This window comes from Pseudomonas paraversuta (assembly GCF_904067025.1).
In the GTDB taxonomy this organism is placed as follows: domain Bacteria; phylum Pseudomonadota; class Gammaproteobacteria; order Pseudomonadales; family Pseudomonadaceae; genus Aquipseudomonas; species Aquipseudomonas paraversuta.
Genome location: NZ_CAJFDA010000001.1, coordinates 2,744,534 through 2,769,428 on the forward strand (window position 1 = coordinate 2,744,534; position 24,895 = coordinate 2,769,428).

22 protein-coding genes and 1 tRNA gene are annotated in these 24,895 nt (G+C 58.8%); 11 read left to right on the forward strand and 12 right to left on the reverse strand.

Annotated features, from left to right (window positions below):
• Positions 1-114 precede the first annotated feature (114 nt).
• Entirely contained in the window at positions 115-507 is a 393-nt protein-coding gene (locus JQ848_RS12535) for an AprI/Inh family metalloprotease inhibitor (protein WP_010657162.1), read from the reverse strand.
• Between the two features lie 57 nt (positions 508-564).
• Entirely contained in the window at positions 565-2,007 is a 1,443-nt protein-coding gene (locus JQ848_RS12540) for a serralysin family metalloprotease (RefSeq protein WP_010657163.1), read from the reverse strand.
• A 1,331-nt stretch (positions 2,008-3,338) separates the two neighbouring features.
• On the opposite strand from JQ848_RS12540, the gene JQ848_RS12545 reads away from it, so the two are divergent.
• The 5 genes from JQ848_RS12545 to JQ848_RS12565 all read left to right on the forward strand — a co-directional run bounded on the left by JQ848_RS12545 (position 3,339) and on the right by JQ848_RS12565 (position 8,530).
• Entirely contained in the window at positions 3,339-4,364 is a 1,026-nt protein-coding gene (locus tag JQ848_RS12545) for a LacI family DNA-binding transcriptional regulator (RefSeq protein ID WP_003445845.1), read from the forward strand.
• A gap of 82 nt (positions 4,365-4,446) precedes the next feature.
• Entirely contained in the window at positions 4,447-5,229 is a 783-nt protein-coding gene (locus JQ848_RS12550) for a sugar phosphate isomerase/epimerase family protein (protein ID WP_161719369.1), read from the forward strand.
• Positions 5,222-6,175: a sugar kinase gene (locus tag JQ848_RS12555; protein WP_202210780.1), complete on the forward strand. Its 954-nt coding sequence runs from the start codon at positions 5,222-5,224 to the stop codon at positions 6,173-6,175. The genes JQ848_RS12550 and JQ848_RS12555 overlap by 8 nt, the downstream gene beginning before the upstream one ends.
• A gap of 64 nt (positions 6,176-6,239) precedes the next feature.
• The gene (locus tag JQ848_RS12560; RefSeq protein WP_003445850.1) at positions 6,240-7,535 is read left to right on the forward strand and encodes an MFS transporter; all 1,296 of its coding nucleotides are present in this window, start codon (positions 6,240-6,242) and stop codon (positions 7,533-7,535) included.
• A 20-nt stretch (positions 7,536-7,555) separates the two neighbouring features.
• Positions 7,556-8,530, forward strand: coding sequence for an NAD(P)-dependent oxidoreductase (locus JQ848_RS12565; protein WP_161719373.1), 975 nt, complete (start codon positions 7,556-7,558; stop codon positions 8,528-8,530).
• Here the strand turns inward: JQ848_RS12565 and JQ848_RS12570 are convergent, their stop codons facing one another.
• From JQ848_RS12570 to JQ848_RS12585, 4 genes are all read right to left on the reverse strand, one after another.
• Entirely contained in the window at positions 8,531-9,610 is a 1,080-nt protein-coding gene (locus JQ848_RS12570; RefSeq protein WP_003445852.1) for a polyamine ABC transporter substrate-binding protein, read from the reverse strand.
• Positions 9,611-9,680: 70 nt separating this feature from the next.
• Positions 9,681-10,022, reverse strand: coding sequence for a cupin domain-containing protein (locus JQ848_RS12575; protein WP_202210781.1), 342 nt, complete (start codon positions 10,020-10,022; stop codon positions 9,681-9,683).
• Positions 10,023-10,052: 30 nt separating this feature from the next.
• Positions 10,053-11,459, reverse strand: coding sequence for an NAD(P)/FAD-dependent oxidoreductase (locus tag JQ848_RS12580; protein WP_202210782.1), 1,407 nt, complete (start codon positions 11,457-11,459; stop codon positions 10,053-10,055).
• A gap of 49 nt (positions 11,460-11,508) precedes the next feature.
• A complete protein-coding gene (locus JQ848_RS12585; RefSeq protein WP_202210783.1) occupies positions 11,509-12,327 on the reverse strand; it encodes a helix-turn-helix domain-containing protein in 819 nt (272 codons plus the stop codon).
• Positions 12,328-12,585: 258 nt separating this feature from the next.
• Between JQ848_RS12585 and JQ848_RS12590 the strand changes: the two genes are divergently transcribed.
• Positions 12,586-12,864 (forward strand): DUF1652 domain-containing protein, encoded by a 279-nt coding sequence (locus JQ848_RS12590; protein WP_003445856.1) that lies wholly within the window; start codon positions 12,586-12,588, stop codon positions 12,862-12,864.
• Positions 12,865-13,709: 845 nt separating this feature from the next.
• Here the strand turns inward: JQ848_RS12590 and JQ848_RS12595 are convergent.
• A complete protein-coding gene (locus JQ848_RS12595) occupies positions 13,710-16,187 on the reverse strand; it encodes a UvrD-helicase domain-containing protein (protein ID WP_202210784.1) in 2,478 nt (825 codons plus the stop codon).
• A gap of 258 nt (positions 16,188-16,445) precedes the next feature.
• Here JQ848_RS12595 and JQ848_RS12600 point away from each other — a divergent pair, with 258 nt between their 5' ends.
• On the forward strand, positions 16,446-17,141 hold the full coding sequence (locus JQ848_RS12600) for a pirin family protein (RefSeq protein WP_127195335.1): 696 nt from the start codon (positions 16,446-16,448) through the stop codon (positions 17,139-17,141).
• Between the two features lie 90 nt (positions 17,142-17,231).
• Here the strand turns inward: JQ848_RS12600 and JQ848_RS12605 are convergent, their stop codons facing one another.
• Both JQ848_RS12605 and punC read right to left on the reverse strand, forming a co-directional pair.
• Positions 17,232-17,768 carry a hypothetical protein gene (locus JQ848_RS12605; RefSeq protein ID WP_202210785.1) on the reverse strand — a complete coding sequence of 179 codons (537 nt, stop codon included), beginning with the start codon at positions 17,766-17,768 and terminating at the stop codon, positions 17,232-17,234.
• A gap of 57 nt (positions 17,769-17,825) precedes the next feature.
• Complete coding sequence (punC, locus tag JQ848_RS12610; protein ID WP_010657170.1) at positions 17,826-19,007, reverse strand: purine nucleoside transporter PunC; 1,182 nt, start codon at positions 19,005-19,007, stop codon at positions 17,826-17,828.
• 117 nt (positions 19,008-19,124) lie between these two features.
• On the opposite strand from punC, the gene punR reads away from it, so the two are divergent.
• Positions 19,125-20,048: a DNA-binding transcriptional activator PunR gene (gene punR / locus JQ848_RS12615; protein WP_003445862.1), complete on the forward strand. Its 924-nt coding sequence runs from the start codon at positions 19,125-19,127 to the stop codon at positions 20,046-20,048.
• A gap of 211 nt (positions 20,049-20,259) precedes the next feature.
• Here the strand turns inward: punR and JQ848_RS12620 are convergent, their stop codons facing one another.
• The 3 genes from JQ848_RS12620 to JQ848_RS12630 all read right to left on the reverse strand — a co-directional run bounded on the left by JQ848_RS12620 (position 20,260) and on the right by JQ848_RS12630 (position 22,731).
• Positions 20,260-20,796, reverse strand: a complete 537-nt coding sequence (locus JQ848_RS12620) for a DUF4174 domain-containing protein (protein ID WP_003445863.1) — start codon at positions 20,794-20,796, stop codon at positions 20,260-20,262.
• Between the two features lie 231 nt (positions 20,797-21,027).
• Positions 21,028-21,615: a DedA family protein gene (locus tag JQ848_RS12625; RefSeq protein ID WP_003445864.1), complete on the reverse strand. Its 588-nt coding sequence runs from the start codon at positions 21,613-21,615 to the stop codon at positions 21,028-21,030.
• Between the two features lie 69 nt (positions 21,616-21,684).
• Entirely contained in the window at positions 21,685-22,731 is a 1,047-nt protein-coding gene (locus tag JQ848_RS12630) for a DMT family transporter (protein WP_003445865.1), read from the reverse strand.
• 343 nt (positions 22,732-23,074) lie between these two features.
• On the opposite strand from JQ848_RS12630, the gene JQ848_RS12635 reads away from it, so the two are divergent.
• The 3 genes from JQ848_RS12635 to JQ848_RS12645 all read left to right on the forward strand — a co-directional run bounded on the left by JQ848_RS12635 (position 23,075) and on the right by JQ848_RS12645 (position 24,895).
• Positions 23,075-23,161, forward strand: a tRNA-Leu gene (locus JQ848_RS12635).
• A 292-nt stretch (positions 23,162-23,453) separates the two neighbouring features.
• Positions 23,454-23,954 carry a sigma-70 family RNA polymerase sigma factor gene (locus JQ848_RS12640; protein ID WP_003445866.1) on the forward strand — a complete coding sequence of 167 codons (501 nt, stop codon included), beginning with the start codon at positions 23,454-23,456 and terminating at the stop codon, positions 23,952-23,954.
• Entirely contained in the window at positions 23,954-24,895 is a 942-nt protein-coding gene (locus JQ848_RS12645) for a FecR domain-containing protein (RefSeq protein ID WP_003445867.1), read from the forward strand. Before JQ848_RS12640 ends, JQ848_RS12645 begins: the two co-directional genes overlap by 1 nt.

Below are 24,895 nucleotides of genomic sequence, written 5' to 3' on the forward strand. Positions count from 1 at the left end.
CTTGATGAATAAATCAGGTAGTACCCAAACACGTAAAACTGCTACGCAGATTAAACCAGCCACTGATCTGCCCACGCAGCGCTTTACGATTTCAAATAAATGCTTGTGCCCGGTTTATTCAGGCAACCGTTTCATCATCAGAACTTTGCTCCCCGCCAGTTGCGCTTCATAAAGACCGGGTTCAATACGATCCATATGCACCAGATCCGTGCCGTCCTTGCCCATCAGAAATATCCCGTCCGGAGTCGCAGACCAGCTCACGGGCGCTTGCCCCAGCCAGACTTCAAGACATTTGATTTCAGGGCTGAAGGTTTTGTCGGCAACCAGTTGCACCTGACAGGCCTGTGTGACGTCATCCTGGGGGTAAAAGGTCCAGCTGCCCGCCAGTTGCGCGGGGCTCAGTAACAACAGGGAATTGGCCATGGCGCTCTCTATGGTGAAGGTCAGCAATGCGGCGACATAGCCCGTTGCCTTGAAAAACCTGAATGCTCTTCGCGTGTTGTGCATGGGTGTGGAATTCCAGGCAAAAGGCAGCGCTTGCGCGCTGCCCATCCAGCGGCTGACTTAAACGACGATGTCGTACGTTGCCATTTGGCCCACGGTGTTCACCAGGAAATCGGCCACAGCGTGACCGCTGAAGTCGACGGCAAAGTGCCCCAGATTACTGGCCTGGTCGTAGCTGACGATCGCTTCACCGGCATGGCCGGTGAAGGTATCGACAAAATTCAGAGCGGCCAGGTTGCTGATGGCCGAGACGTCAATTTTGTCGATACCGGACTGGAAGTCCATGATGATATCGGCTGCCTGCGGCGCTGAGTCTGACACCGCTGCGAACACAAACACATCGGCCCCTGTGCCGCCCCACAAGGTGTCGGCACCACCGGCGCCGTAGATGATGTCGTTACCGGCACCGCCCTTGAGCACGTTATCGGCGCTGTTACCGATCAACAGGTCGTTGCCCGCGCCGCCAATGGCGTTTTCGATAATTACGCCCTGGGCAATCGAGACGTTACCGGTCATGCCACCGACGTCGGAGAACGAACCGGCAGTGAGGTTGATCTTCTGGTTCTGGCTGAAACCCGAGAAGTCCAGGGTGTCGTTGCCGCCGCCATCCCACACCGAGAAAATCAGCTTGTCGCTGGCTGAAGTTGCGCTGTAGTGATCACGGTCCGCCGTGGAGTTGAAGCCATAAACGGTGTCCTCGGCACGGGTTTGCAGGTTGGCACCGTACAGCTTCTGGATGGCTGCAATATCATCCATCTGCGGTGCTGATGCGTAGGCACCTTCACCGCTGTTGGTGAAGTGCTGACCGGTTTTACTTTCACTCCAGTAGCTCATCACGCTGTAGGCACGGGTGTCTTCGCCATAGACCGCATCGCGATAGGTGGGGTTGCCATTACCCGCGTTGTAGTCACCCGGGTGCGACAACCCCAGGGTGTGCCCGATTTCATGGGTCAGGGTTTGACGGCCGTAGTTGCCCTCGCCCGGTGTCTTGTTGACCTCATAGTCCTTGTTGATCAGATACCACGACTCGCCTTTGCGGGCGCTGTTTGGCAGGTAGGCAAAGGCCGCGCCGCCATTGCTGGCACTGAAATTGGCGAAGGTCATATGGCCGTCATCGCCACGGGCAGCCGGCCCTTCGGTGAAGGTCACTTTGGCCACGTCGGCCCAGGATTCCAGCGACAGCTTGGCCTGTTCCTTTTGCAGCGCCGAGAATTGGCCGAACGTGCCCAGGCCACGGGTGGCATAGCCCACAGGTGGCGCCGTGAGGAAGCTGTAGCTGAGGTTGATCACACCGTCGCCGTTAAGGTCATGCCAACTGGCACCGGAACGCGTCAACTGATCAGCCGCCTGATCGGTGGTCAACGAAGGCTTGCCGTTGACCAGATGATCGCCGCGGTCATAGAAGTGACTGAAGTTATCAATCTGGGTAAAAGCGGAACTGCTGCTGATTGCGGCCTGACTCTGGCCAACCGACAGTAACGCTTTCTCTTTAAGTTTCGACATGTAAACACTTCCTTGTTTAACAGTAGAAAATTTTGACAGACCACGACGACCCCATGGCGAGATCGTCCTATCACTCGCCGTTTATGGCCGGGCAAAACTGACACAAATCGAAATATTTAGTCCAGTGTTTTTTTGCCATCAAAACTCCAGAGCCGGATAAACAACAGCAAACATTGAACACCCCGGGAAATATTTTTTTCAGTCATCGAATATTAGAATCATCATATTCACTTGAGGAATAACAATAGCGATTTTATCGATAATGGCCTTTTGCAACATGACTGACCGGTCAGCACTTTTTTATTTAAATAAACCTGTCGCCAGTTCGTCTTTATATAGGGTTTTTAATTAACCAAAATACAGCAGGCACCCCACATTCCACATTCCACACTTGTGGGAGCGGGCTTGCCCGCGATGGCATCAGCGCGATCCTGCAGGTGTACCCCGTCGCCTGCATCGCGAGGCAAGCTCGCTCCTACAGCAGACACCCCACACCCACACCCCGCCACTGTGGGAGCGGGCTTGCCCGCGATGGCATCACCACGATCCTGCAGGTATGCCCCGTCGCCTGCATCGCGAGGCAAGCTCGCTCCTACAGCAGACATTCCACACCCACACCCCAGCACTGTGGGAGCGGGCTTGCCCGCGATGGCATCACCACGATCCTGCAGGTATGCCCCGTCGCCTGCATCGCGAGGCAAGCTCGCTCCTACAGCAGACACCCCATACCCACACCCACACCCACACCCACACCCCACCACTGTGGGAGCGGGCTTGCCCGCGATGGCATCAGCGCGATCCTGCAGGTATGCCCCGTCGCCTGCATCGCGAGGCAAGCTCGCTCCTACAGCAGACCCCCCACACCCACACCCCACCACTGTGGGAGCGGGCTTGCCCGCGATGGCATCAGCGCGATCCTGCAGGTATACCCCGTCGCCTGCATCGCGAGGCAAGCTCGCTCCTACAGCAGACACCCCACACCCACACCCCAGCACTGTGGGAGCGGGCTTGCCCGCGATGGCATCACCACGATCCTGCAGGTATGCCCCGTCGCCTGCATCGCGAGGCAAGCTCGCTCCTACAACAGACATTCCACACCCACACCCCGCCACTGTGGGAGCGGGCTTGCCCGCGATGGCACCAGCGCGATCCTGCAGGTATGCCCCCGTCGCCTGCATCGCGAGGCAAAATCGCTCCCTGTAACCCTGGTCCAGGGCACCGATATTACAAACGGCACTTGACTCGAACCGGTGATTTGAGTTTTCCTGAAACCGGTTTCAGCGCCCTCACGCGAAATCGCCTGCGATAACTCAAATAAAAGGTTTCAGGCCGTGAACAGTTTTTCTGCCGCCCAGCGCACCCGCGTGACCATGCTTGATGTTGCCCGACTTGCCGGTGTATCCAAGGCCAGCGTGTCGCGTTTTATCGGCGAAGACCGCGCCTTGCTGTCCGAAGCCATCAGCCAGCGTATCGAACGGGCAATCAACGAGCTGGGCTACCGGCCCAATCAAATGGCCCGCGGCTTGAAACGCGGACGCACCCGGCTGATCGGCATGCTGGTGGCCGATATCCGCAACCCCTACTCGATTGCAGTGATGCATGGGGTCGAAACCGCCTGCCGGCAGCACGGTTACAACCTGGTGGTGTGCAACACCGACCGCAACGATGAACAGGAGCGCCAGCATCTCGCTGCCCTGCGCTCTTACAATATCGAAGGCCTGATCCTTAACACCCTCGGCCATGATCCTGTGGCCCTGCAACAGTTGCATCAGGAAATGCCCATCGTCCTGATCGATCGCAAGGTCGAGCAACTGCAAACCGATCTGGTCGGCCTCGATAACGCCCATGCCGTGCGCATTGCCCTTGATCACCTTGAGCAACAGGGCTACCGCGATCTGTTGCTGGTCAGCGAGCCCGTCGATGGCACCAGCTCACGGATCGAGCGCATTCACAGCTTCACCACGCAACTGGCTGCACGCCCGGCACTGCGTGGTGCCGTGGTGCAAACCGGTACGCAACTGCGGGCCGACATCCAGTCCTTCCTGCAAACCCCCGGCAACGGCCCCAAGGCACTGTTTTGTGCCAATGGCGTGGCCGCGCTGGCCTGCACCCATATCTTGCGCGAGTTGAACTGTCGCTTGTTCGAGGATGCCGGCCTGATCGCCCTGGATGACCTGGAATGGTTCCCTCTGGTCGGCAGCGGTATCACAGCCCTCGCCCAACCCACCCAACAGATTGGCGCCAGCGCTTTTGACTGCCTGCTCAGACGCCTCAAGGGCGACAAGGCACCCGCTCGGGTCCTGGATTTTGCTGCAAGCCTGATCAAGCGCGGCTCCACTCAACGCCCTGCTACCTGACGCTTTATTGCCGCCGGTTGCCTGTTTAAACCTGCGGCACTTCCTAACAACAAAATGAAACCGGTTTCAGAGATTAATGACAATGACCACATTTCCCGTATCCATCAGCCTGTCGAGCTACGGCGCCGACCTGGTTCGCCAGCGCGGACAACACAGCTTCATCGAGGTACTGGCCAATGCCGGTGCAACCCGCATCGAGCTGCGGGAAGAATTGCTCACCGGCGAAGACCCGGTAGCCTTCAGCCAGGCCGTGCAGCTGCATGGACTTGAGTGCGTGTTCTCTTCGCCAATGGAGCTGTGGGAAGCCGGGCAGTCGCGCCCCAATCCACAATTGATCACCACCCTGCAGCGGGCCCATGCCTTCGGTGCGAAATGGCTGAAAGTCTCACTGGGCTATTTCACCGAACACTGCGATCTGCAAAACCTGGCTGCCTGCCTGAACCAGCAGTCCGTGAAATTGCTGGTAGAAAACGACCAGACGTCCCAGGGCGGTCGGATCGAGCCGATGCAGCGTTTCTTCGACAAGGTCGATCAACAGCAGGCTCCGATCAGCATGACCTTCGACATTGGTAACTGGCAGTGGCAGGACCAGTCAGCCGGCACCGCCGCCCGCCTGCTCGGCCGTTACGTCAGCTACCTGCACTGCAAAGGCGTGGCCCGGCGCCCGGACGGCAAGCTGATTGCCATAGCGCCAACCGCCACCGACCTGCAAATGTGGCAGCAACTGATGACCCACATGCCCCATGGTCTGACCCGCGCCGTCGAATATCCGCTGCAGGGCAGCGACCTCGACCGGCTGACCAAAGAGCATGTCGCGGTACTGGCCAAACTGAGCCAACAGCAACAGGAGCTGAGCCATGTCTAAGTTTGATGTGTTGTCGTTTGGCGAAACCATGGCCATGTGGGTGGCTGAACACTGCGGCGATCTGGACCAGGTCGAGCTGTTTCACAAACGCATTGCCGGGGCCGACAGCAACGTCGCCATCGGCCTGGCTCGCCTGGGTTTCAATGTTAAATGGCTGAGCCGCGTAGGCAACGATTCCCTCGGCCGTTTCGTGCGCAACACCCTGCAAGCCGAAGGGCTGGACTGCCAGCACGTGGCCATCGATCCGCAGCACCCCACCGGTTTTCAACTCAAGTCACGGGTAGATGACGGCAGCGATCCGCAAGTGGAGTATTTCCGCCGCGGTTCGGCCGCCAGTCATCTGGGCCTCGACGCCATTACCCCGCAATTGCTCGATGCCCGCCATTTGCACGCCACCGGCATTCCTCCAGCCCTCTCGGCCAGCTGCAATGAATTGTCCTTTGAGCTGATGAAGTCCATGCGCAAAGCCGGCAACAGCGTGTCGTTCGATCCCAACCTGCGACCGTCGCTATGGGCCAGCGAGCAGCAAATGATTCGCGACATCAACGCCCTCGCCGCCCACGCCGACTGGGTACTGCCAGGGCTGAGCGAGGGCCGGTTGCTGACCGGCTACGACGATCCGGGCGACATCGCTGCGTTCTACCTCGACCAAGGGGCAGAAGCGGTGATCATCAAGCTGGGAGCCAAGGGCGCTTACTGGCGCACCGCCGAGCTTGAACAATTCGTGCCCGCCGTACCGGTTGCCCGGGTGATCGACACCGTTGGCGCCGGCGATGGCTTTGCTGTGGGCGTCATCAGTGCCTTGCTGGAAAACCTCGACTTTGCCGAAGCCGTGCAGCGTGGCAACTGGGTTGGCAGCCGTGCCGTGCAAAGCCGTGGCGATATGGAAGGGCTACCGACCCGGGCCGAACTGACGCACCACAACGCGCAGACTGCGCCCGAATAAACACCGTGATTTTGCTGCACCCGTTACCTGCTGCGACAAAAAAAACAAGCTCAGGAGCACCACCATGCACTCGTTAAAACTCGCCGCCCGTCGTTGGTGGTACATCATGCCGATCGTATTTATCACCTACAGCCTGGCCTACCTGGACCGGGCTAACTACGGGTTCGCTGCGGCCTCCGGCATGGCCGAAGACCTCAACATCACTCCCGGGCTGTCGTCGTTGCTCGGCGCCCTGTTCTTCCTCGGGTATTTCTTCTTCCAGGTCCCGGGGGCGATTTATGCGCAGAAAAACAGCGTCAAGAAACTGATATTCGTCAGCCTGATCCTCTGGGGCAGCCTGGCGACCCTGACCGGCGTGGTGTCCAACGCCTACAGCCTGATTGCCATTCGCTTCATGCTCGGAGTGGTTGAAGCCGCAGTCATGCCGGCAATGCTGGTGTACCTGTGCCACTGGTTCACCCGTGCCGAACGCTCGCGCGCCAACACCTTCCTGATTCTCGGCAACCCGGTCACCATGCTCTGGATGTCGGTGGTCTCGGGCTACCTGGTGCAGCATTACAGCTGGCGCTGGATGTTTATCGTCGAGGGCCTGCCTGCTGTGCTCTGGGCATTTATCTGGTGGCGCCTGGCCGATGACCGTCCAAGCGAAGCCAAATGGCTCAGCACTCAAGAGAAACACGACCTGCAAAGCGCGCTGGATGCCGAACAGGTCGGAATGAAACCGGTAAAAAACTACGCTGCGGCCTTCCGCTCGCCGAAAGTGATCCTGCTGTCCTTGCAGTTCTTCTGCTGGAGCATCGGGGTGTACGGTTTTGTCCTGTGGCTGCCGTCGATTCTCAAACACGGCGCGCAGATGGACATGATCGAGGCCGGCTGGCTCTCGGCCCTGCCCTATCTGGCTGCAGTGATCGCGATGCTCGTGGTGTCGTGGGGCTCGGACAAACTGCAAAAACGCAAACGCTTCGTCTGGCCGCCGCTGCTGATCGCCTCCATCGCCTTCTACGGCTCCTACGTGCTGGGTGCGGAACACTTCTGGTGGTCCTACAGCCTGCTGGTGATTGCCGGTGCCTGCATGTATGCACCCTACGGTCCATTTTTCGCCATCATCCCGGAAATACTGCCGTCCAACGTGGCCGGGGGCGCCATGGCGCTGATTAACAGCATGGGGGCCCTGGGTTCGTTTGCCGGCTCCTATCTGGTCGGATACCTGAACAGCGAGACCGGTTCACCGGGAGCTTCCTTCCTGTTGATGAGCGGCGCGCTGATGATTTCCGTGCTGCTGACCCTGATGCTCAAACCCACGGTCAATGACACCCCTGCGCCCAAGCAATTGGCTACGCAGGGTCTGGCCCACTCTTGATTTCAACGTCGGTGAATACCTTGAAAAAGAATGTCGTGCTGTACAAAGAACTGTCCGCGCCCCTGATGCAACGCCTGGAAGATCAGGTCAATGTCACCCTGATCAAGCGCCTTGATGCCCAGGGCCTGGAGCAACTGCGGGCGGCCCTGCCCCAGGCCCAGGGATTGCTGGGGGCCAGCCTCAGGCTGGATGCGCAGCTGCTGGAGCTGGCACCGGCACTGGAGGCCGTGGCCAGCGTTTCGGTGGGGGTTGATAACTACGACATCGACTACCTGACCGAGCGCAAAGTCCTGCTCACCAACACCCCCGACGTGCTCACCGAAACCACGGCCGACACCGGTTTCGCCCTGATTCTGGCCAGCGCCCGGCGCGTGGTGGAGCTGGCCAACCTGGTGCGCAATGGCCAGTGGCAAAAAAACGTCGGCCCCGAGCAGTTCGGCACCGACGTGCATGGCAAAACCCTGGGCATCATTGGCATGGGCCGCATCGGCGAAGCCCTGGCCCAGCGCGGCCACTTTGGCTTCGGCATGCCGGTGATCTACCACAGCAATTCGCCAAAACCTGCAGTAGAGGCACGCTTCAACGCGCAGTACCGCAGCCTCGATGAACTGTTGCAGCAAGCCGACTTTATCTGCCTGACCCTGCCCCTGACCGCGCAAACCGAAGGCTTGATCGGCGCAGAGCAATTTGCCCTGATGCGCCCCGAGAGCATCTTTATCAATATCTCCCGGGGCAAGGTGGTGGACGAAGCGGCACTGATTCAGGCCTTGCAAGAGGGCCAGATTCGCGCAGCCGGGCTGGATGTGTTCGAGCGCGAACCGCTGGAGCTGACCTCGCCGCTACGGCAGCTGGATAACGTGGTGGCCACCCCGCACATAGGTTCGGCCACCCACGAAACCCGCGAAGCCATGGCCCGCTGTGCGGTCGATAATCTGTTGGCAGCACTGGCCGGTGAACGCCCGGCCAACCTGGTTAACCCACAAGCACTGGGCTGATCATTCACCGGCCTTGATTTTGGTCCATAGCCGCGTGCGGATGCGGTCGATATTCAACGGCATGGCCTGGAGGGCAAACAGCTTGTCCATCATCGCCGCCGTTGGATAGACCTTGGTGTCAGCCTTGATCTCGGGGCTGACCAGGGCATCGGCCTGTTCATTGCCATTGGCGTAATGCACATAGTTGGTGATACCGGCCATCACGTCCGGGCGCAGCAAGTAGTTCATGAAGCTGTAAGCGGCCTTCTCGTCCGGCGCGTCGACGGGCATGGCCACCATATCAAACCAGATCGCCGCACCTTCCTTAGGTATCGAATAACCGATATCCACCCCGTTACTGGCCTCTTTGGCCCGGGTTTCGGCCTGCAGAATGTCTCCCGAAAAGCCTACCGCCACACAAATATTGCCATTGGCCAGGTCGCTGGTGTACTTGGACGAGTGAAAGTAGCTGATATAGGGCCGTACTTTCATCAGCAGCGCTTCGGCTTTTTTGTAGTCCTGCGGGTTCTTGCTGTGATGGGGCAAGCCCAGGTAATTCAGCGCCGCGGGCAGCACTTCCGGACCGTTGTCCAGTATCGCGACCCCGCATTTACTGAGCTTTTCCATGTTTTCAGGCTTGAAAATCAGGTCCCAGGAATCCACCGGGGCATTCTCGCCCAGTACCGCTTTGACCTTGGCCACGTTGTAGCCGATACCGGTACTGCCCCACAGGTACGGAAAACCATGCTGGTTCCCCGGATCGTTGACCTCCAGCGCCTTGAGCAGCACCGGGTTGAGGTTTTTCCAGTTGGGCAACTGGCTTCTGTCGAGCTTCTTCAGGGCCCCACCCTGAATCTGCCGGGCCATAAAGTGGTTGGATGGAAACACCACGTCATACCCGGAATTGCCGGTCATCAACCTGCCGTCCAGGGTCTCGTTGCTGTCAAACAGGTCGTAGGTAAACGCAACTCCGGAATCACGGGAAAAGTTCTTCATCGTGTCGGGTGCGATGTAGTCGGACCAGTTATAGACCTTCACGGTCTCGGCGGCCTGACACAAAGTCCCGGCCAACATCAGGGGCAACAGGGTCATACGGATCATGATTCGATTCCTTGCATGTTCTGGCAGCTTTTTTATAGGCAGGTATCGGCAGTTTTAAGTGAGCAAAGGCTTACAGGATCAGGACATAGGTCTTGCGCACGATCTCCTGAATGTCCCAGATGCCGGTGCTGTTGGCAGGCAACATCAGTGCATCCCCTGCTTCTATGGTCAGGGTTTCTCCGTCATCCGGAGTGAAGGTGCAGCGCCCTTGAATGAAGTGACAAAATTCTTGCGCCACAATCTGTCGGCGCCAGCGACCCGGCGTGCATTCCCAGATGCCGGTTTCGACCCCGTCGTTACGCTCGACACAGGTGACCGAGGTGATAGCCACCGGCGTACCCAGCGGCACGGCCACCGGGAAGGACTCTTGTAGCGGTACCAGGGCCGTGTTTTTGAATTGAGTGATGCTCATGAAATGCTTCCTGATCAAGACGACGTTTAATTACTGCATGAAACCTTCCATAAACCCGGCCACGCGGCTGGCCAGGCGCCGACGCAAGGGCGAGCTGTGGGGGTTGGCCAGGGTTTGGTCTTCGTAGACGAAGCTGCGGATAATTGCGTTGTAACCCAGCCAGCGGCAGGGCTCCGGCTCCCAGGCCTTGAGCGCAGCGAGTCCGCCTTCGGTCAACACCCAGGGCTGTGTCACCTCGAGGGTGTCGCGTTGCAAAATCAGGTCGGCCAGGGTGCGGCCGCCCAGATGACTGGCGCCTACCCCTTCGCCGCCATACCCGCCGGCCAGGGCGATGCCTTGCTGGCGATCACAGAGCATGTGTGGCTGAAACCGCCGCGACATGCCCAGATTGCCGCCCCAGGCATGGCTGATACGCACGTCTTTAAGCTGCGGGAACAGTTCGCCAAACAAATAACGGCGCAGTTCAATTTCGCTTTCGCTGAGGTCGAAATTGCCTCGCAGGCGTCCGCCAAACTGATAACCGCCCCGCGCACCGAACACCAGGCGGTTATCCACCGTGCGCTGGCCGTAAGTGACCTGACGGCTGCTCTCGCTGAAGGCCTGGCCCCGGGACAGTCCGATCTCGTCCCACACGGCCTGGGACAAAGGCTCTGTGGCCACCAGCAGGCTCTGTACCGGCAGTTGATAGCGGCCCAGGGTTGGCAAGGTATTGGCGTAGCCTTCCACGGCCGGCACCACCCAACGGCTGCGCACCCGGGCTTTGGCTGTGACCACCTGGCCCGACTGCCATTGCGTGACCGGGCTTTGCTCGAATATCTGCACCCCCATGCGCTCAACGGCGCGGGCCAGGCCGCGTACCAGTCTGGCCGGGTGAATGGTTGCAACATGGGGAGTGAAGATGCCGCCATAGGGCCTGGCGACGCGGATCTGTTGCGCCAGTTCGCCCGGGCTCAGCCAGCGGTAGTCGGATTCGTTCAAGCCCTGGGCGTAGAGGCTGGCCAGATAACTGCGCAGACTGGCTTCTTGCTCGGGGTAACGGGCCGCGCAATACAAAGCGCCCCCTTTGCGGTAATCGCAGTCGATGCCTTCACGATCGATGACGTTTTTCACTTCATCAGGTATGCCGTGCAGCAAATCGAAGGAGGCCCGACGCTGCTCGGCAGACAAGCCCGCCAGCAACCGGTCCTCGCCCAGCAAATTGCCCATCAGCCAGCCGCCGTTGCGACCGGAGGCGCCAAAGCCCGCCGTTTGCGCTTCAACAATGGCAATGTTCAGTTGCGGCGCATGGCGCTTGAGGTAGTACGCGGTCCAGAGCCCGGTGTAACCGGCGCCGATGATGGCCACATCGACGTCCAGGTCGTGTTCGAGCGCCGGTCGGGGAGCAAGCTCATCCCCGAGCTGGTCCATCCATAAACTGATTGAGCGCCATGCTGGCATCACCGACTCCACACTGCTTCAAAGAATGGGTCGACCCTACCTCCTGGCGTCAGGAAAAGTCTTGCGCGCGTGCCCGCAAAGAAATTTGTCTGGCGTAAGCCTTGGGTGACTGGCCGGTGTGTTGGCGAAAACAGCTGTAGAACGCCGAGATCGAATTGAACCCTGCCGAGAACGCCACCTCATCGACTTTGATCGGCGACACCGCAGCATCCATTGCCGCCAGTACATGCCGCAGCCGTGCCTGATTCACATAGCGGTAAAAGCTTTGTCCCAATACCTGGTTGAGCAAATACGACATCTGGTTACGTGTATAGCCGCAGGCACTGGCCACTTGCTGCAGATCGAGCTCAGGGTCGAGATAGGGTTGTTGGCGCTCGAAGTAGCTTTGCAGGTCCCGGGCCATGAAACTCAATTGCCGCGCCGAGAGCCCAAGACGGCTGACGGCCGGTCTCAATGAGGGTTTGAGCGCCGGATTGATCGCGGTTTCATGGACCAGGGATGCGTACTCATTGACCCGCCAGATCAGCCCGTCGCGCACCGTAAGCGCCTCACTGGCGCGGAATGACACCAGCCCCTGGCTGCCACGCAGGGTCATGCGATATTGAATGAGCGCCGTATTGCCATCCAGACGGATACGATCGCTATGCTCCAGCGCTTCATCCGGCTCCCTTGGCATGGACAGACGCACGTACTCGCGCAGTTCGTGGAGGGCCATGACCCGATTCTGAAAAAAATCGTGATAGCACACGTCCGGGTGATAAAGCGCCATCACCCCGTCCAGGTCACGGTGCTTCCAGCACAAGTGGTAACGCATCACGGTCTGACCGGTAGCGCGGGTCTGTTCGGGGCCGTCATCGGGGTCTGACATGGAACGCTCGTAGGCAAAAATAGCAGAGAGTGCCGAGTTTGTGCGTTGGCAGCAATGGCCAGGTGCAGGGGTAAACGGCTTAAAAAACGCTTCAGGGCTTGATGTGCATCAAAACCGGATTAAACAGTCTATCGGTATGTAACAAAAGGCTTAGCGCCACAGAATATGGATGATAGGTTTAAACACGAAACACTCGCTAAAACATCTGCCGGAGATTGTTCTCTGGCTGTTTAAATTCAGAGCAAAAGGAAGTGCTCCATGAACAAAACACGCGACATGCACAAGGTTACCTTCCCCAATGCCTGCCAGCTGATGCGCTGGCATTTTCATCCAATGGGCTTCGAGGCGACCATGGATGCGCCGGGAAGCCTGGTTGCCCGTCTGTTTGATCGTGCCAGTGGCGAAACCCTGATCGCCATCGCCGGCATCCCCTGCGCAACCACCATGACCCCGGGTCAGGTGAGCAATATCATCCAGGCGGTGGAAGACGAACTCGAAAGCTTCGTCCCGCCGATGACCTGGCAGGCGCAGGCCTGACCGCGCCGCCTGCATCGCTGGCAAGCCAGCTCCCACAGTGAATCTCACCGGTGCATGACTTTGTGGGGGTGGGCAAGCCAGCTCCTGCAGTAAATCTCACCGGCACATGACTTTGTGGGGCTGGACTTGCCAGCTCCTACAGTAAATCTGAGTGGCACCTGCCACCTGTGGGAGCGGGCTTGCCCGCGATGGCATCGACCCGGTCTACCCGCCTGACCTTGCCGCCTGAATCGCTGGCAAGCCAGCTCCCACAAGAAATCTGACCGGTGCATGACTCTATGGGAGTGGTCTTGCCAGCTCCTGCAGTAAATCAGAGTGGCACCTGCCACCTGTGGGAGCGGGCTTGCCCGCGATGGCATCAACCCGGTCTACCCACCTGACCTTGCCGCCTGAATCGCTGGCAAGCCAGCTCCTACAGTAAATCTGAGTGGCACCTGCCACCTGTAGGAGTGGGCTTGCCCGCGATGGCATCGACCCGGTCTACCCACCTGACCTTGCCGCCTCAATCGCTGGCAAGCCAGCTCCCACAAGAAATCTGAGCGGTGCATGACTCTATGGGAGTGGACTTGCCAGCTCCTGCAGTAAATCTGAGCGGCGCATGACTTTTTGGGGCTGGACTTGCCAGCTCCTGAAGTAAATCTGAGTGGCGCCTGCCACCTGTGGGAGCGGGCTTGCCCGCGATGGCATTGACCCGGTCTACCCGCCTGACCTTGCCGCCTGAATCGCTGGCAAGCCAGCTCCCACAAGAAATCTGACCGGTGCATGACTCTTTGGGAGTGGGCAAGCCAGCTCCCACAATAAATCTCACCGGCCCATGAATCTGCAAGCCAGTTCCTGCAAAAGGTCTATCCGGCGGGCTCAGATACCTTGCGCAGATCCTCAAAGAACACCTTGCCCCGAGGGATGCGGTCTGAGGCCCTGGGGATGTTCGGACCCTGGGCATCCGGGTTTTCCAGATACCAGTAACAATGCGTCACCGCCCGGGTAATGCCCACATAGGCCAGGCGCAGGATTTCATCCTTCTGCGCCGTGTCGTAAGGGTCCGGGTCGCCATCCTTGCCCAGGCCCGCCATGCGATAGACCTGGTTTTTATACGGCGAAGACGTCAGGTGCTGACAGTCCCCCAACAGGAACACCGCGTCAGCCTGCAAGCCCTTGGAGCTGTGATAGGTCAGTTGCTTGAGCCGACGGTCTTCAGGCGCCAACCTAGAATCCACATTAACTACCGACTGAATATCCTTCTCAATCAATAACTTATCGCTACTTTTTCGATACAACATTAAGACGCTATCCCCAGCGTTGTAATGTTCGATCAACCGCGCTGCCAAAGCCTGGTCATCGCGGCTCAATACATTCACCGGTACTGGCACCTTGGGCTCACCACTGGCTTTGGCCCGTTTGCCGGCAATCGAAGGGGCTGCCCGCACGATATGCTCGGCAGCATCGATGATGTGCTGATGGCTACGAAAGTTGTCGCTGAGCATCACCCGGGTGGTGGCGGGCGACGGGAATTCCTTGTTGAACTCCATGAAGTACTTGGGCGAACTGCCGCGCCAGCCATAGATTGACTGCCAGTCATCACCCACACAGAGTAACGATGAACGCTGGGCACCACGCCCGACATGCATCGCCGGGCCTCGACTGCGGTTTTCCCGCAGGCTGGCCCTTAACCAGGAAACGATTTGCGGCGAAACGTCCTGGAACTCATCGATCATCAAATGCGACAGCGGGCGCAGTTGCTCATGGCTCAGCAATTTGAAGTTTTGCGGGGTGTTCTCGCCGAACAGCGAAAACATGCGGTTATAGGTCATCACCGGCGGCGACTGTGCCAGCAAGTGATCTTCCAGCGCGCGCCAGTACAGGCTCAGGGCCTCGAAGAAAAACCGGTCCGGATCATCGGCGGCAAATGCCATGTCCCCCACGGCCGCGGCAACGTCCAGCCCCAGGTTCTCTATAAAGCTGGCAGCCGCGACAAAACAGTCCAGCAACGGCGCCGAACTCAGTTCGCCCTTGAGCTTGTAATCAAAACCCGGCCCCGCACTGGCATCACCCGCCAGCGAGGTAATAACACGCTTTGCAGCATCATAGCTTTCCAGCCAAATCAAAGGCTTACTGCAAAAAGCTCGAAACAGAGTGCGCTTTACTGCCCATTCTGCGCGCACGCTCAACTTGGCCCCCGGCCTGCAGATTTGCGGGTTTTCCCGCGGATCAAACCCGAGCACCACCCACGCATCCAGTTGCGGCACATACCCGTGGCAATGGAACTGCGCACCATTGATCTGCACGGTTTCCCGGCTCGGCTCAATGCCCTGGATCGGCCAGGCGCCCGCGGCAAACCACAGGTCTTCGAGGGTGTCGCACAGCTCTTCGTCGCGCTTGGCGGCCAGCTCGGTCACTGCCATGCGTTTTTGCACATCCGGGTGATCGCGTTCCAGCTCCTTGAGTTGCAGGGCATGCCGGCAGAGGGGTGCCAGGGTCTCGCGAAAACGCTGATCCCGGGTGTAAAGCCCGTGATAGCAGGCATTCAGTTGCTGGCGCTGGGCATCATTGATCCGCAGGTCAAACGGGTTGCTGTCGCTGTCATCGTCATTGAGCAAAGTGCGCGTGCTCAGGGTCTCGAATGCCTGCAACTGGCTGTAGCCGGGCAAGCTGCGGACCATGGGCAAGATCCGCGAATGGAAAGTGCGCACCACATCCCGCGCTTCCTTGAGGCTCAGTGTGCGGCCCCACAAGGCAAAAATGGATTGCAGTTTGCTGATGAAGTCCTTGCGCGACTCGCGGGTGAAGGTCACCACCGTCATCGAACCGAGTTCAAAACCCAGGTAATGGCTGAGCAGCAGAATACGCAGCACCAGCGATGTCGACTTGCCAGCCCCGGCCCCGGCAACCACCGAGGTCGAAGGTGTATCGCTGAGGATCATCTTCCACTGGGCGGCACTGGGCTGTGCCTGTTCGGGCAGGATCGCCGCAACATCGGCCTTGATCCGCTTTTTCAGCTCGGCGGTCAGCGGCAGGCGCCAGTCATCGAACAGGTTGTCGTCGATGCCCGGCGCACGCAGCACCTGCGGGCGGGTATCACTGATGAACAATACTTGCCGGCCTTGTTCCAGCCCCTCGGCATGCCCTTCCTCAAAGCCGTAATCCACCCCGGCGCTGTGCCCGCTGCGAAACCCGTCGGCCTGCCCCTGCAACCAGGAGGCGGCATGTTGCGCACGCAAATGGTTCAGGCCGCTGCCAAAGAGTCTGGCGGCCAGGCGCTTGAGCAAGGGTAATCGGGTTAGAGGGGCGAGTTCTTCAGGCAAATCGGGAATGTGTTGCGGCACGCTGACTCCAGGGTGTGAGGCTGTCCGGGCGGATGGGCTATGGTCGCTGCATTGCGCCAAGATATCTAGGAGCATCAGCTCTTTAGAGCATTTTATGAAAGTAGGCAGGGATGTGTTGACGGAAAAATACATCTAACAAATAGATAGTTTTAAAGCATATTTTCAGCTTTTTATCGATATGTTCTTGATGGAAAATCACTCCATCAGCAACCGGGTAACCGTCCACAGCGCACGGGCCACCTGAACAGGAGAAGCATCATGCTTGAACTCAGACCCTTCAACACCCTGGGCGGCGCAAACCACGGCTGGCTGGACGCTCACCATCACTTTTCGTTCGCCGAATACTACGATCCGACCCGGATGAACTGGGGCAACCTGCGGGTGTGGAACGACGATGTGATTGCCCCCGGCACAGGTTTCCCGAAACACCCCCACCGCGACATGGAGATCATCACCTATGTCCGCGAAGGCGCCATCAGCCATGAAGACAACCTGGGCAACAAAGGCCGGACTGAAGCCGGCGATGTGCAAGTCATGAGCGCAGGCACCGGGATTGCCCACAGCGAATACAACATGGAGTCGACGCCGAGCAAAATCTTCCAGATCTGGATCATTCCCAATCAGCAAGGTGACGCACCGGCCTGGGGCGCCAGACCCTTCCCCAAAGGCCGGCGCGAAGGTTTTGTAACCCTGGCCAGTGGCAAGGACGGCGATGACCAAAGCTTGCGCATCCGCGCCGATGCACGCCTGGTGGCGGCCAACCTGAAGGCCGGGGAAACAGCGGAGTATGCACTGGACAGCGGCCGCCGGGCGTATCTGGTGCCAGCCACCGGGATGATTGAAGTCAACGGCTTGCGCGCCGGCGCCCGGGATGGAGTGGCCGTGGTTGATGAGACCCGGTTGCGAGTCACGGCCATAGAAGACAGCGAGATCGTGCTGGTGGATATCGCCTGATTGATGACTTGAAAAAAGGCCGGCACCTTCACGGGTGTCCGGCCTTTTTCATAGCCTGCACGCTTGCGCCGGCCGTTCCGGCGACAGGCTTCAGCTCAGGGGATTGTCGATCTGGATGTAGAGAGAAAATGCACCCAGCACCAGCCAGAAACAGGCGAACAACCAAGGCGAGCGCACGGAAAACATCAAGGATTTTTTATAACCCTTGTGGGTGGACTCCATCTCGCAAAACAACGGTGATTCATCGTAGGCCATGCCCATGACCGGCTGACTGCTGAGCAGTTCGCTCTGTTTTAAGTGCCAGTGATCGATGATGTCGTAGGCCGCCCGGATCCCCGGCCACGCATTAAGTGAGATCAGTATCCCGAGCACCGCCAGCATGGGCGGTACTGTGAGGGTGAAAAACTTGCCCCACTCCGGGTTGAGGTTAGCCATGCAGGATGCAAAGGCGATCACCAGAAATGACTGGGCCGCCAGATACGCATCGGTGCGGTGGGACAGGATGCTGGTCTCGTACTGGATTTCACGCCGGTAGAAATCCAGCCGGTCCTTGGGCGAGCCGAACATTTTGGCATCGTGCTCGCTCTGAATCTGTAACTCACTGTGCGACGTAATTATTTTGTTCATCCGCAGCGCCCGGGCAATGTCTCGAACACTGTTGGATAGACCCGTCCATTACAAAGTTCAGCCTGTGACACAGCTCGCTGCAGGTGATTTGCGGCGCTGGATCAGATACCCCAACACAGCCAGGGGAGCCGTGGCCAACATCACCTCAACGGTGATCTGCAGGGGCTCGGTGATAAAACCCGACACCAGCAGGCTACCGAGAAAACACAGACCCAGTTGCAGGGTGTTTTGCAAAGCGGCGGCCTTGCCCGAGTTTTCCGAAAACGGCATCAGAGCATGGGCCACGACGATGGGGTAGCTCGCGCCGTTGACCAATGCCATCAAACAAAACGGGATCAGCAACGTGGTCAAGGTGGGCTCGGTCATTGTGGCAACGCAGTACAGGCCCACCATGCTGATGCAATACGCCAGCAACAGCCACGGCAACAGCGTGTGACCCTTGATCCGCTGCAAGGCACTGCGGCAGCTGTAACCGCCGATCATGAAGGCCAGGGTCGGAAACGCGTAGCTCAAGCCGATATCACTGGGGCTGTAGCCCATATCGCCAAGGATGAAAGGAGAAGCCGTCAACCAGGCAAAGAAACTGGCCGAGCAGGCGGCAAAGATCATCACGTTGCCGCTGAAACCGGGCGAGCGCAGCAGCTGCCAATAGCTCACTTTAGAGGTGACGATTGTTGCCGGGGCGCGGGCTTTTTCTTTGAGCAACAGGGTCGGCACTATCAACAGCACCGCCAAACCGAGCAACACACTGAAAATCGCCTGCCAGCCCAAATGGCTCAGCACCACAGCCCCCAACAGCGGTGCCAGCGCAGGCGACAAGGCCATCAACGGCATGATGCTGGCAAACACCCGATTGGCTTTATCGGCCGGGAAGCGATCGATTACCAATGCTTGCCAGGTCACAGCCGCCGCGCAGATGCCGATCGCCTGGATAAACCGCAGGCTCAGGAGCAACACACTGTTATCGACCCACAACATCCCCAGGCACCCCAGGGCAAACATCGACAGCCCCGCCAGCAGCACCGGCTTGCGACCCAGGCGGTCAGACAGCGGTCCCCAGAGCAATTGGCCAAAGGCAAAACCGGCCAGAAAGATGCTGAGACTGGCGCCAACCGCGCCGGAAGACAGCCCCAGCTCGCTGCGCAACGTGCCGAAGGCCGGCAAGTACATATCCATGGCCAGGTAGCCCAGCATGCTGAGCCCCGCGAGGTAACAGGTAAAACCAAAAGAGTTTTTCATGGGCTTCCAAAACTTGCCATCAAACAATTTGTTGACTGGCGTGCATTATCCAGCTGCACATTTGCTTGTGAAGCGATAATAATTGCCTAATGACATCAATTATTTTGAAGGCAAGCTATGTGGTCTGAATACTCGCTGGACGTAATCGATGCCGTCGCCCGCCACGGCAGCTTCAGCGGTGCCGCCCAGGAGCTGCACCGTGTGCCTTCGGCCATCAGCTACACAGTGCGCCAACTGGAGCAGTGGCTGGCCGTACCCCTGTTTGTGCGTCGCCATCGCGATGTCGAGCTGACCCCGGCCGGACAGGTGTTTGTCAAAGAAGCCCGTGATGTGATGAAGAAAATGCTCGGCACCCGGCGCCTGTGCCAACAGGTCGCCAATGGCTGGAGCGGCCAGTTGCGGGTGAGCGTGGACTCGATCATCAAACACCCGCGCTGCCGGCAAATGGTGATCGACTTTTATCGGCACTTTCCCGATGTGGAGCTGATTGTTCAGTACGAGGTATACAACGGAGTGTGGGATGCGCTGGTGGATGGGCGTACCGACCTGGTCATCGGCGCCACCAGGGCAGTGCCGGTGGCAGGCAGTTTTGCCTTTCGCGACATGGGCTTTCTGCACTGGCTGTGCGTGGTCAGCCCGCAGCATCCACTGGCCCGGGTTGACGGCTTGCTCGGCGATGAGCAACTGCGCCCCTACCCTTCACTGTGCATGGACGATACCTCGCGCAACCTGCCCAAACGTGACACCTGGACCCTGGATAACCAGCGCCGGATGATGGTGCCCGACTGGACTACGGGGCTGGCCTGCCTTAGCGATGGACTGTGCGTGGGCATGGTGCCTGCCCACCTGGCCCAGCCCCTGATCGAGCAAGGCCGATTGCAGGCACTGCATCTGCAACGCCCTTTCCCGGCCAGCCCCTCATGCTTAGCCTGGGTACAGAACAATCATTCTCCGGCGATGAACTGGTTGCTGGAATATTTGGGGGACACGCCCACCCTGAGCCAGGAATGGCTTAATGATGCGGGCGCTGAGGAGTCATGAACGAACAGGCCGGGGGCTGAGCCCGGGCCATCATCAGGGCCGTGCAGGCCGGATCTGAAATCGTCATAAATTGAGAATTAATTGCGTTTTGCCTACATGCTTTTCACGCCACTTTCACATCGACTGGCCTAGATTGGATCCACTCCTTTTGTGAATCCCATTTGGCCCGCTCCCCTCAGCGGGCCTTTTTTTGGCCCTGATTTAACAGGCCTCAATCATCCAGCTGTGCAGGAGCCTTGACCGGTTTTGCAGCCTTGCCCGGCTTGCCGGCCGGCGCTGTTTTATCCGGCGTCACCACCTCGGCCTGGGCCTGAATCTGGTTTTCGGCAGCGGGCAAGGCGTCTACGGTTTTGAACAACTCAGCGAGGTTTGCATCACCCTCGGTTTCGAGCTTCTTTTCGCCATCCTTGCCAATCAGAATCACTTTGGCCTTGTCGATAATCATCCCCGGCTTGAGTCCGCGAATCAGCGACATCGTGCTCTGGGGTTCAAGGTCTTTGCCATCACGTTTGCCGGTAATGCCAACAATCGTATAGAGCACCATGTTGCGCTCTTCGAAGCCCTTCTGATTGGCCGGATCGGCCAGCGCTTGCTTGAGTGTGGTCAGGGTTGGATCGACTTCTGTACGAGCGACGATGATCAATGGGCGAAATTTGCCGCGATCCTGTTCAAGGGGGCTTGGAACTTCAACAGCCTGCGCCATGCCAGTCACCAGCAGGCCGGTAAGGATCAATAAACGGATAAACATCCAGAACTCCTTTTATTAGCGGACCGGGTTCGTGGGTGTGCTGCCAATACCTTGAAACCCGTGGCGTTGAGCTTGTCATTCAAAGCGTAGGCCACGGGCTTGATCACGCAACCGGGTACCCGGACTTTGCCTTTCAAGCCTGTTTTTTGCAACAGCATCCGGATCTGTCGCCCATGGCGAAATGCTCATCACAAGCCATGCCCGGCAACCAGAAACCTGGCGCCCCAAGGCTCAAAGCGATTTGGCCGGCGACCGGTTTTTCGCCCTAAAGTGACGCACCAGGGCTACCACCACCATCAATACGATAACGCCCAGGGCAATCGGCAAACGATAGGGTTTGAGATCCCCCAGCAAGCCCTCGAGAAACTCTCCGGCCCAGTACCCGCCGCTGGCGAACAGCGTCGCCCATACCGCCGCGCCCACCAGGTTGATGCAGGTAAACTTGACCGGTGAAACCTGGCTTGCACCAATGACCATCGGCCCCACCAGACGCATGCCATACAGAAAGCGCACGGAGAAAATCGACGCCGTAGGGTACTTGTTGATCAACTGCGTCACCCGCTCGATGGCGGCTTGATGCTTGTGCAGTTTGGGCAACAGCCGGGCACCGAAGTAGCGACCGGTCCAGAACAGCAACTGGTCACCCAGCATCCCGGCCAGACTCGCATACATAATGACCGGCAACAGCTTGAGCACATGTTGATGGGCTGCCATGCCCCCCAGAATCAGGATGGTTTCACCTTCCAGCAAACAGCCGATAAAGATGGCCAGGTAACCATAGGTCGCCAGCAAGTAGTTGAAATCGATGTGTTCAAACATGTGCACTCTGTAGCTCCATTGGAAGAGAGTATTGCTGCATCCAGCCGGCGCAATCTAACACGCAGCCAGTCAGTGCCGGTGCCTGTGGTGAATATCCGGAAAGTGCGGATGGCTATGCCGAACTGGAGAATGCACATGCCCATGGCTGTGGGCGGCACCCGGCGGTACATCCTCGGCATGCTCATGCTGATGGTGCTCATCGTGGGTATGGCGATGGGTGTGCTGCAGCGGCTGGTGTTGATGCATATGCTCGTGCCGCTCGGTGAGGTGCAGCCAGACCCCGAACAGCATAAACGCGGCGGCCAGCCAGAACAGCAGCGAGACTGATTCCCCCAGCAGCACAATTGCAATCGCAGCGCCCAGAAAAGGCGCGGTCGAGAAGTACGCCCCCGTGCGCGCCGCGCCCAGTCCGCGCAAGGCCAGCACAAACAGCACCAGGCTCACGCCGTAGCCCAGAAAGCCGATCAATAAAGTGGGCGTCAGCGCCACCAGAGGCGGGATTTTGGCCCCCAGGGTCAATCCGATCGCGCAGTTGACCAGCCCGGCAAACAACCCTTTTACCCCGGCAATAAAGAGCGCATCGCAAGCCGATACCTTGCGCGTCAGATTGTTGTCCACCGCCCAGCACAAACAGGCAAACGCCACGGCCAAGGGCCCAAGCCAGGATTGCGCGACACCCGCTGCCTGGCCGGACGGCCACGACAAAACAATGCCCCCGGCAATAATTGCCAGCATCCCCACGACAATCCTGCGGTCTGCATTTTCCTTGAACACCACCCACGCCAGCACGGCGGTCAGCACGGGTTCCAGATTGAGCATCAATGACGCCGTGGCGGCACTGGTCAGAGTCAGCCCCACCATCAGTGCGACCGGGCCAAGAATCCCGCCGAACACAACCGCCCCGACCAGCCACGGCCACTCGCTGACACTCAGCCCGGACCTTTTCCAGCCCCGATCGCGAAGCAAACGCAGCAACACCAGGCCCGTGCCGCTGCCCAGATACAACAGCCCGGCCAACAGCACTGGCGGGATTTCTGTGCCCAGCAACTTGGCCAGCGGGGTACTGGCCCCGAACAGCGCCGCCGCCGCCAAGGCATAAATCACACTTGTATTCATCACATCCACTTCTGTTTCAGTCGTGCAAGCAGCCTAGACCAGCGCGCAGGCAAAGCGACCTGAATCAGCAGCAGCCAGCGGCAGCACTTGGCATTACCCCTTGGTACCCACGGCTTTCTGGCAATGGACGAGCCATATCCCCCCTCAAACCCCCACTGGTTACCTAGCCCTATGATTTTTCGACGGTTTTATTAAGCCAAGGAGCAAAAAAAACTCACTCAATCAGCACTAACCAACTTGCCTCATCGGTGCAGGCTCTATATATTCGTCCACCTGTCACGCAGGCTCTTGAGTACTTTGATCTCGAAGCACCTTCCTTCCTGACCCGCTTTATAGCGCTACCGCCCGAATGGCGAAATTGGTAGACGCATGGGACTTAAAATCCCCCGTTCGAAAGGACGTGCCGGTTCGATTCCGGCTTCGGGCACCAAACAAATCAAGGGCTTGCATGAGATTCTTCGTGCAGGCCCTTTGTTTTTGCACCGCAAAAATTCAAACCGCTGCGCAATTCCTTTTTTACCCCTCCCCTAGCGTCCTGCCGAATGAACACAAACCCGAAATAACTCATGTCCACTACAACGGATTTGCAATCCGAGCTGGAAGCCTTTTAAAGCCGTGGTCTGGAGCCTGGTTGGCGTTCCATTAGCACCGACATTGCGCAAATCTGGAGCAACAAGGATAATGCAAATCATTATCAATTGTTGCTATTGGTTTGTCCTCTCATGCCTGCTCCCGATTATTATGCCCTGCATCTAATGTACAGCGAACATAACGGCTGGCTCAAAAGCTGGTTGCGCGCCCGCATGGGCAACGCCGCCGATGCAGCAGACCTGGCCCAGGATACCTTTGTGCGTCTGCTGACCTCCCGCGACGTCGAACAGATTCGCGAACCGCGCACCTACCTGAGCGCTATCGCCCGGGCACTGATGATCGACAAATTCCGTCGCCGCGCCTTGGAGCAGGCTTACCTCGAAGTCCTGGCCCTGCGCTCGGAACCGCTGGATATCTCACCTGAAACACGCCTGATGATTCTCGAAACCTTGGTAGCCATCGACACCATGCTTGATGGCCTGGGCGAGCGTACGCGGCAGATATTCCTCGCCGTGCAATTGGAAGGCCTGAGTTATGTGGCCACTGGCGAACGCCTGGGCGTTTCGGTGACCACCGTCAAGAAACACGTGATCCGCGCAATGACCCATTGCCTGCTGCTTACGGAGGACTGATGGCTGCGCCCCTGGATCTGCTCACCCTCGAAGCCGCAGCCACCTGGTATGTGCGCCTTAACAGCATGCCGCCCACAGAGGCTGATCAACAGGCCTGGCGCCACTGGCTGGCCGCCAACCCACAGCACGCGCGAGCGTGGGCACGCGTAGAAAAACTGCAAAGCCAATGGGCTCGGTTGCCCGCAGACGTGTCACTGCCGACGCTGGCCGGGGTAAAGGCCCGCCGCCGCGCTGTGCTCAAGACCCTTGGACTGTTGCTCGCCGTGGGCGGCAGTGGCTGGCTGGCCACCGAGCATCTGCCCTACCTGGCGATGCTTGCCGATCAACGCACCGCCACCGGCCAGCGTCGGCACATGCGTCTGGACGACGGTAGCCAACTGGACCTCAATACCGACAGCGCCGTAGACATTGCCTTCAGCGCCGACTTGCGTCTGATCCGCCTGCACCGCGGCGAAATCCTGGTAGACACAGCCAGCGATAGTCGCCCGTTTATCGTCGAAGCCCCCCAAGGCTCGGTGCGTGCCCTGGGCACGCGTTTTGTCGTGCGTTGCGGGCCGACGTTCACCGATGTGTGCGTGCTGGATAAGGCGGTAGAGCTACGCCCTCTGAATCATCCTTCACGGGTTCAGCGCCTGAATGCCGGCCAGCAGGCCCACTTCGACCGCGACCAGATCAGCGCCGTGACCCCCTCCCCGGCAGGTGTCGGTGCCTGGAGCCAAGGCATGTTGACTGTCATCGAGTGGCGCCTGGGGGATTTTATCGCCGAGCTCAGCCGTTACCGTCGCGGCGTGCTGCGCTGTGCCCCGTCCGTTGCCAGCCTGCGGTTGAGTGGTGCATTCCGTATCGACGACACCGATACCATTCTGGAAAACCTCAGCCAATCCCTGCCGGTCAGCGTACGTTTCGTGACGCGTTACTGGGCCAGTGTCGAAGCGGCCTGA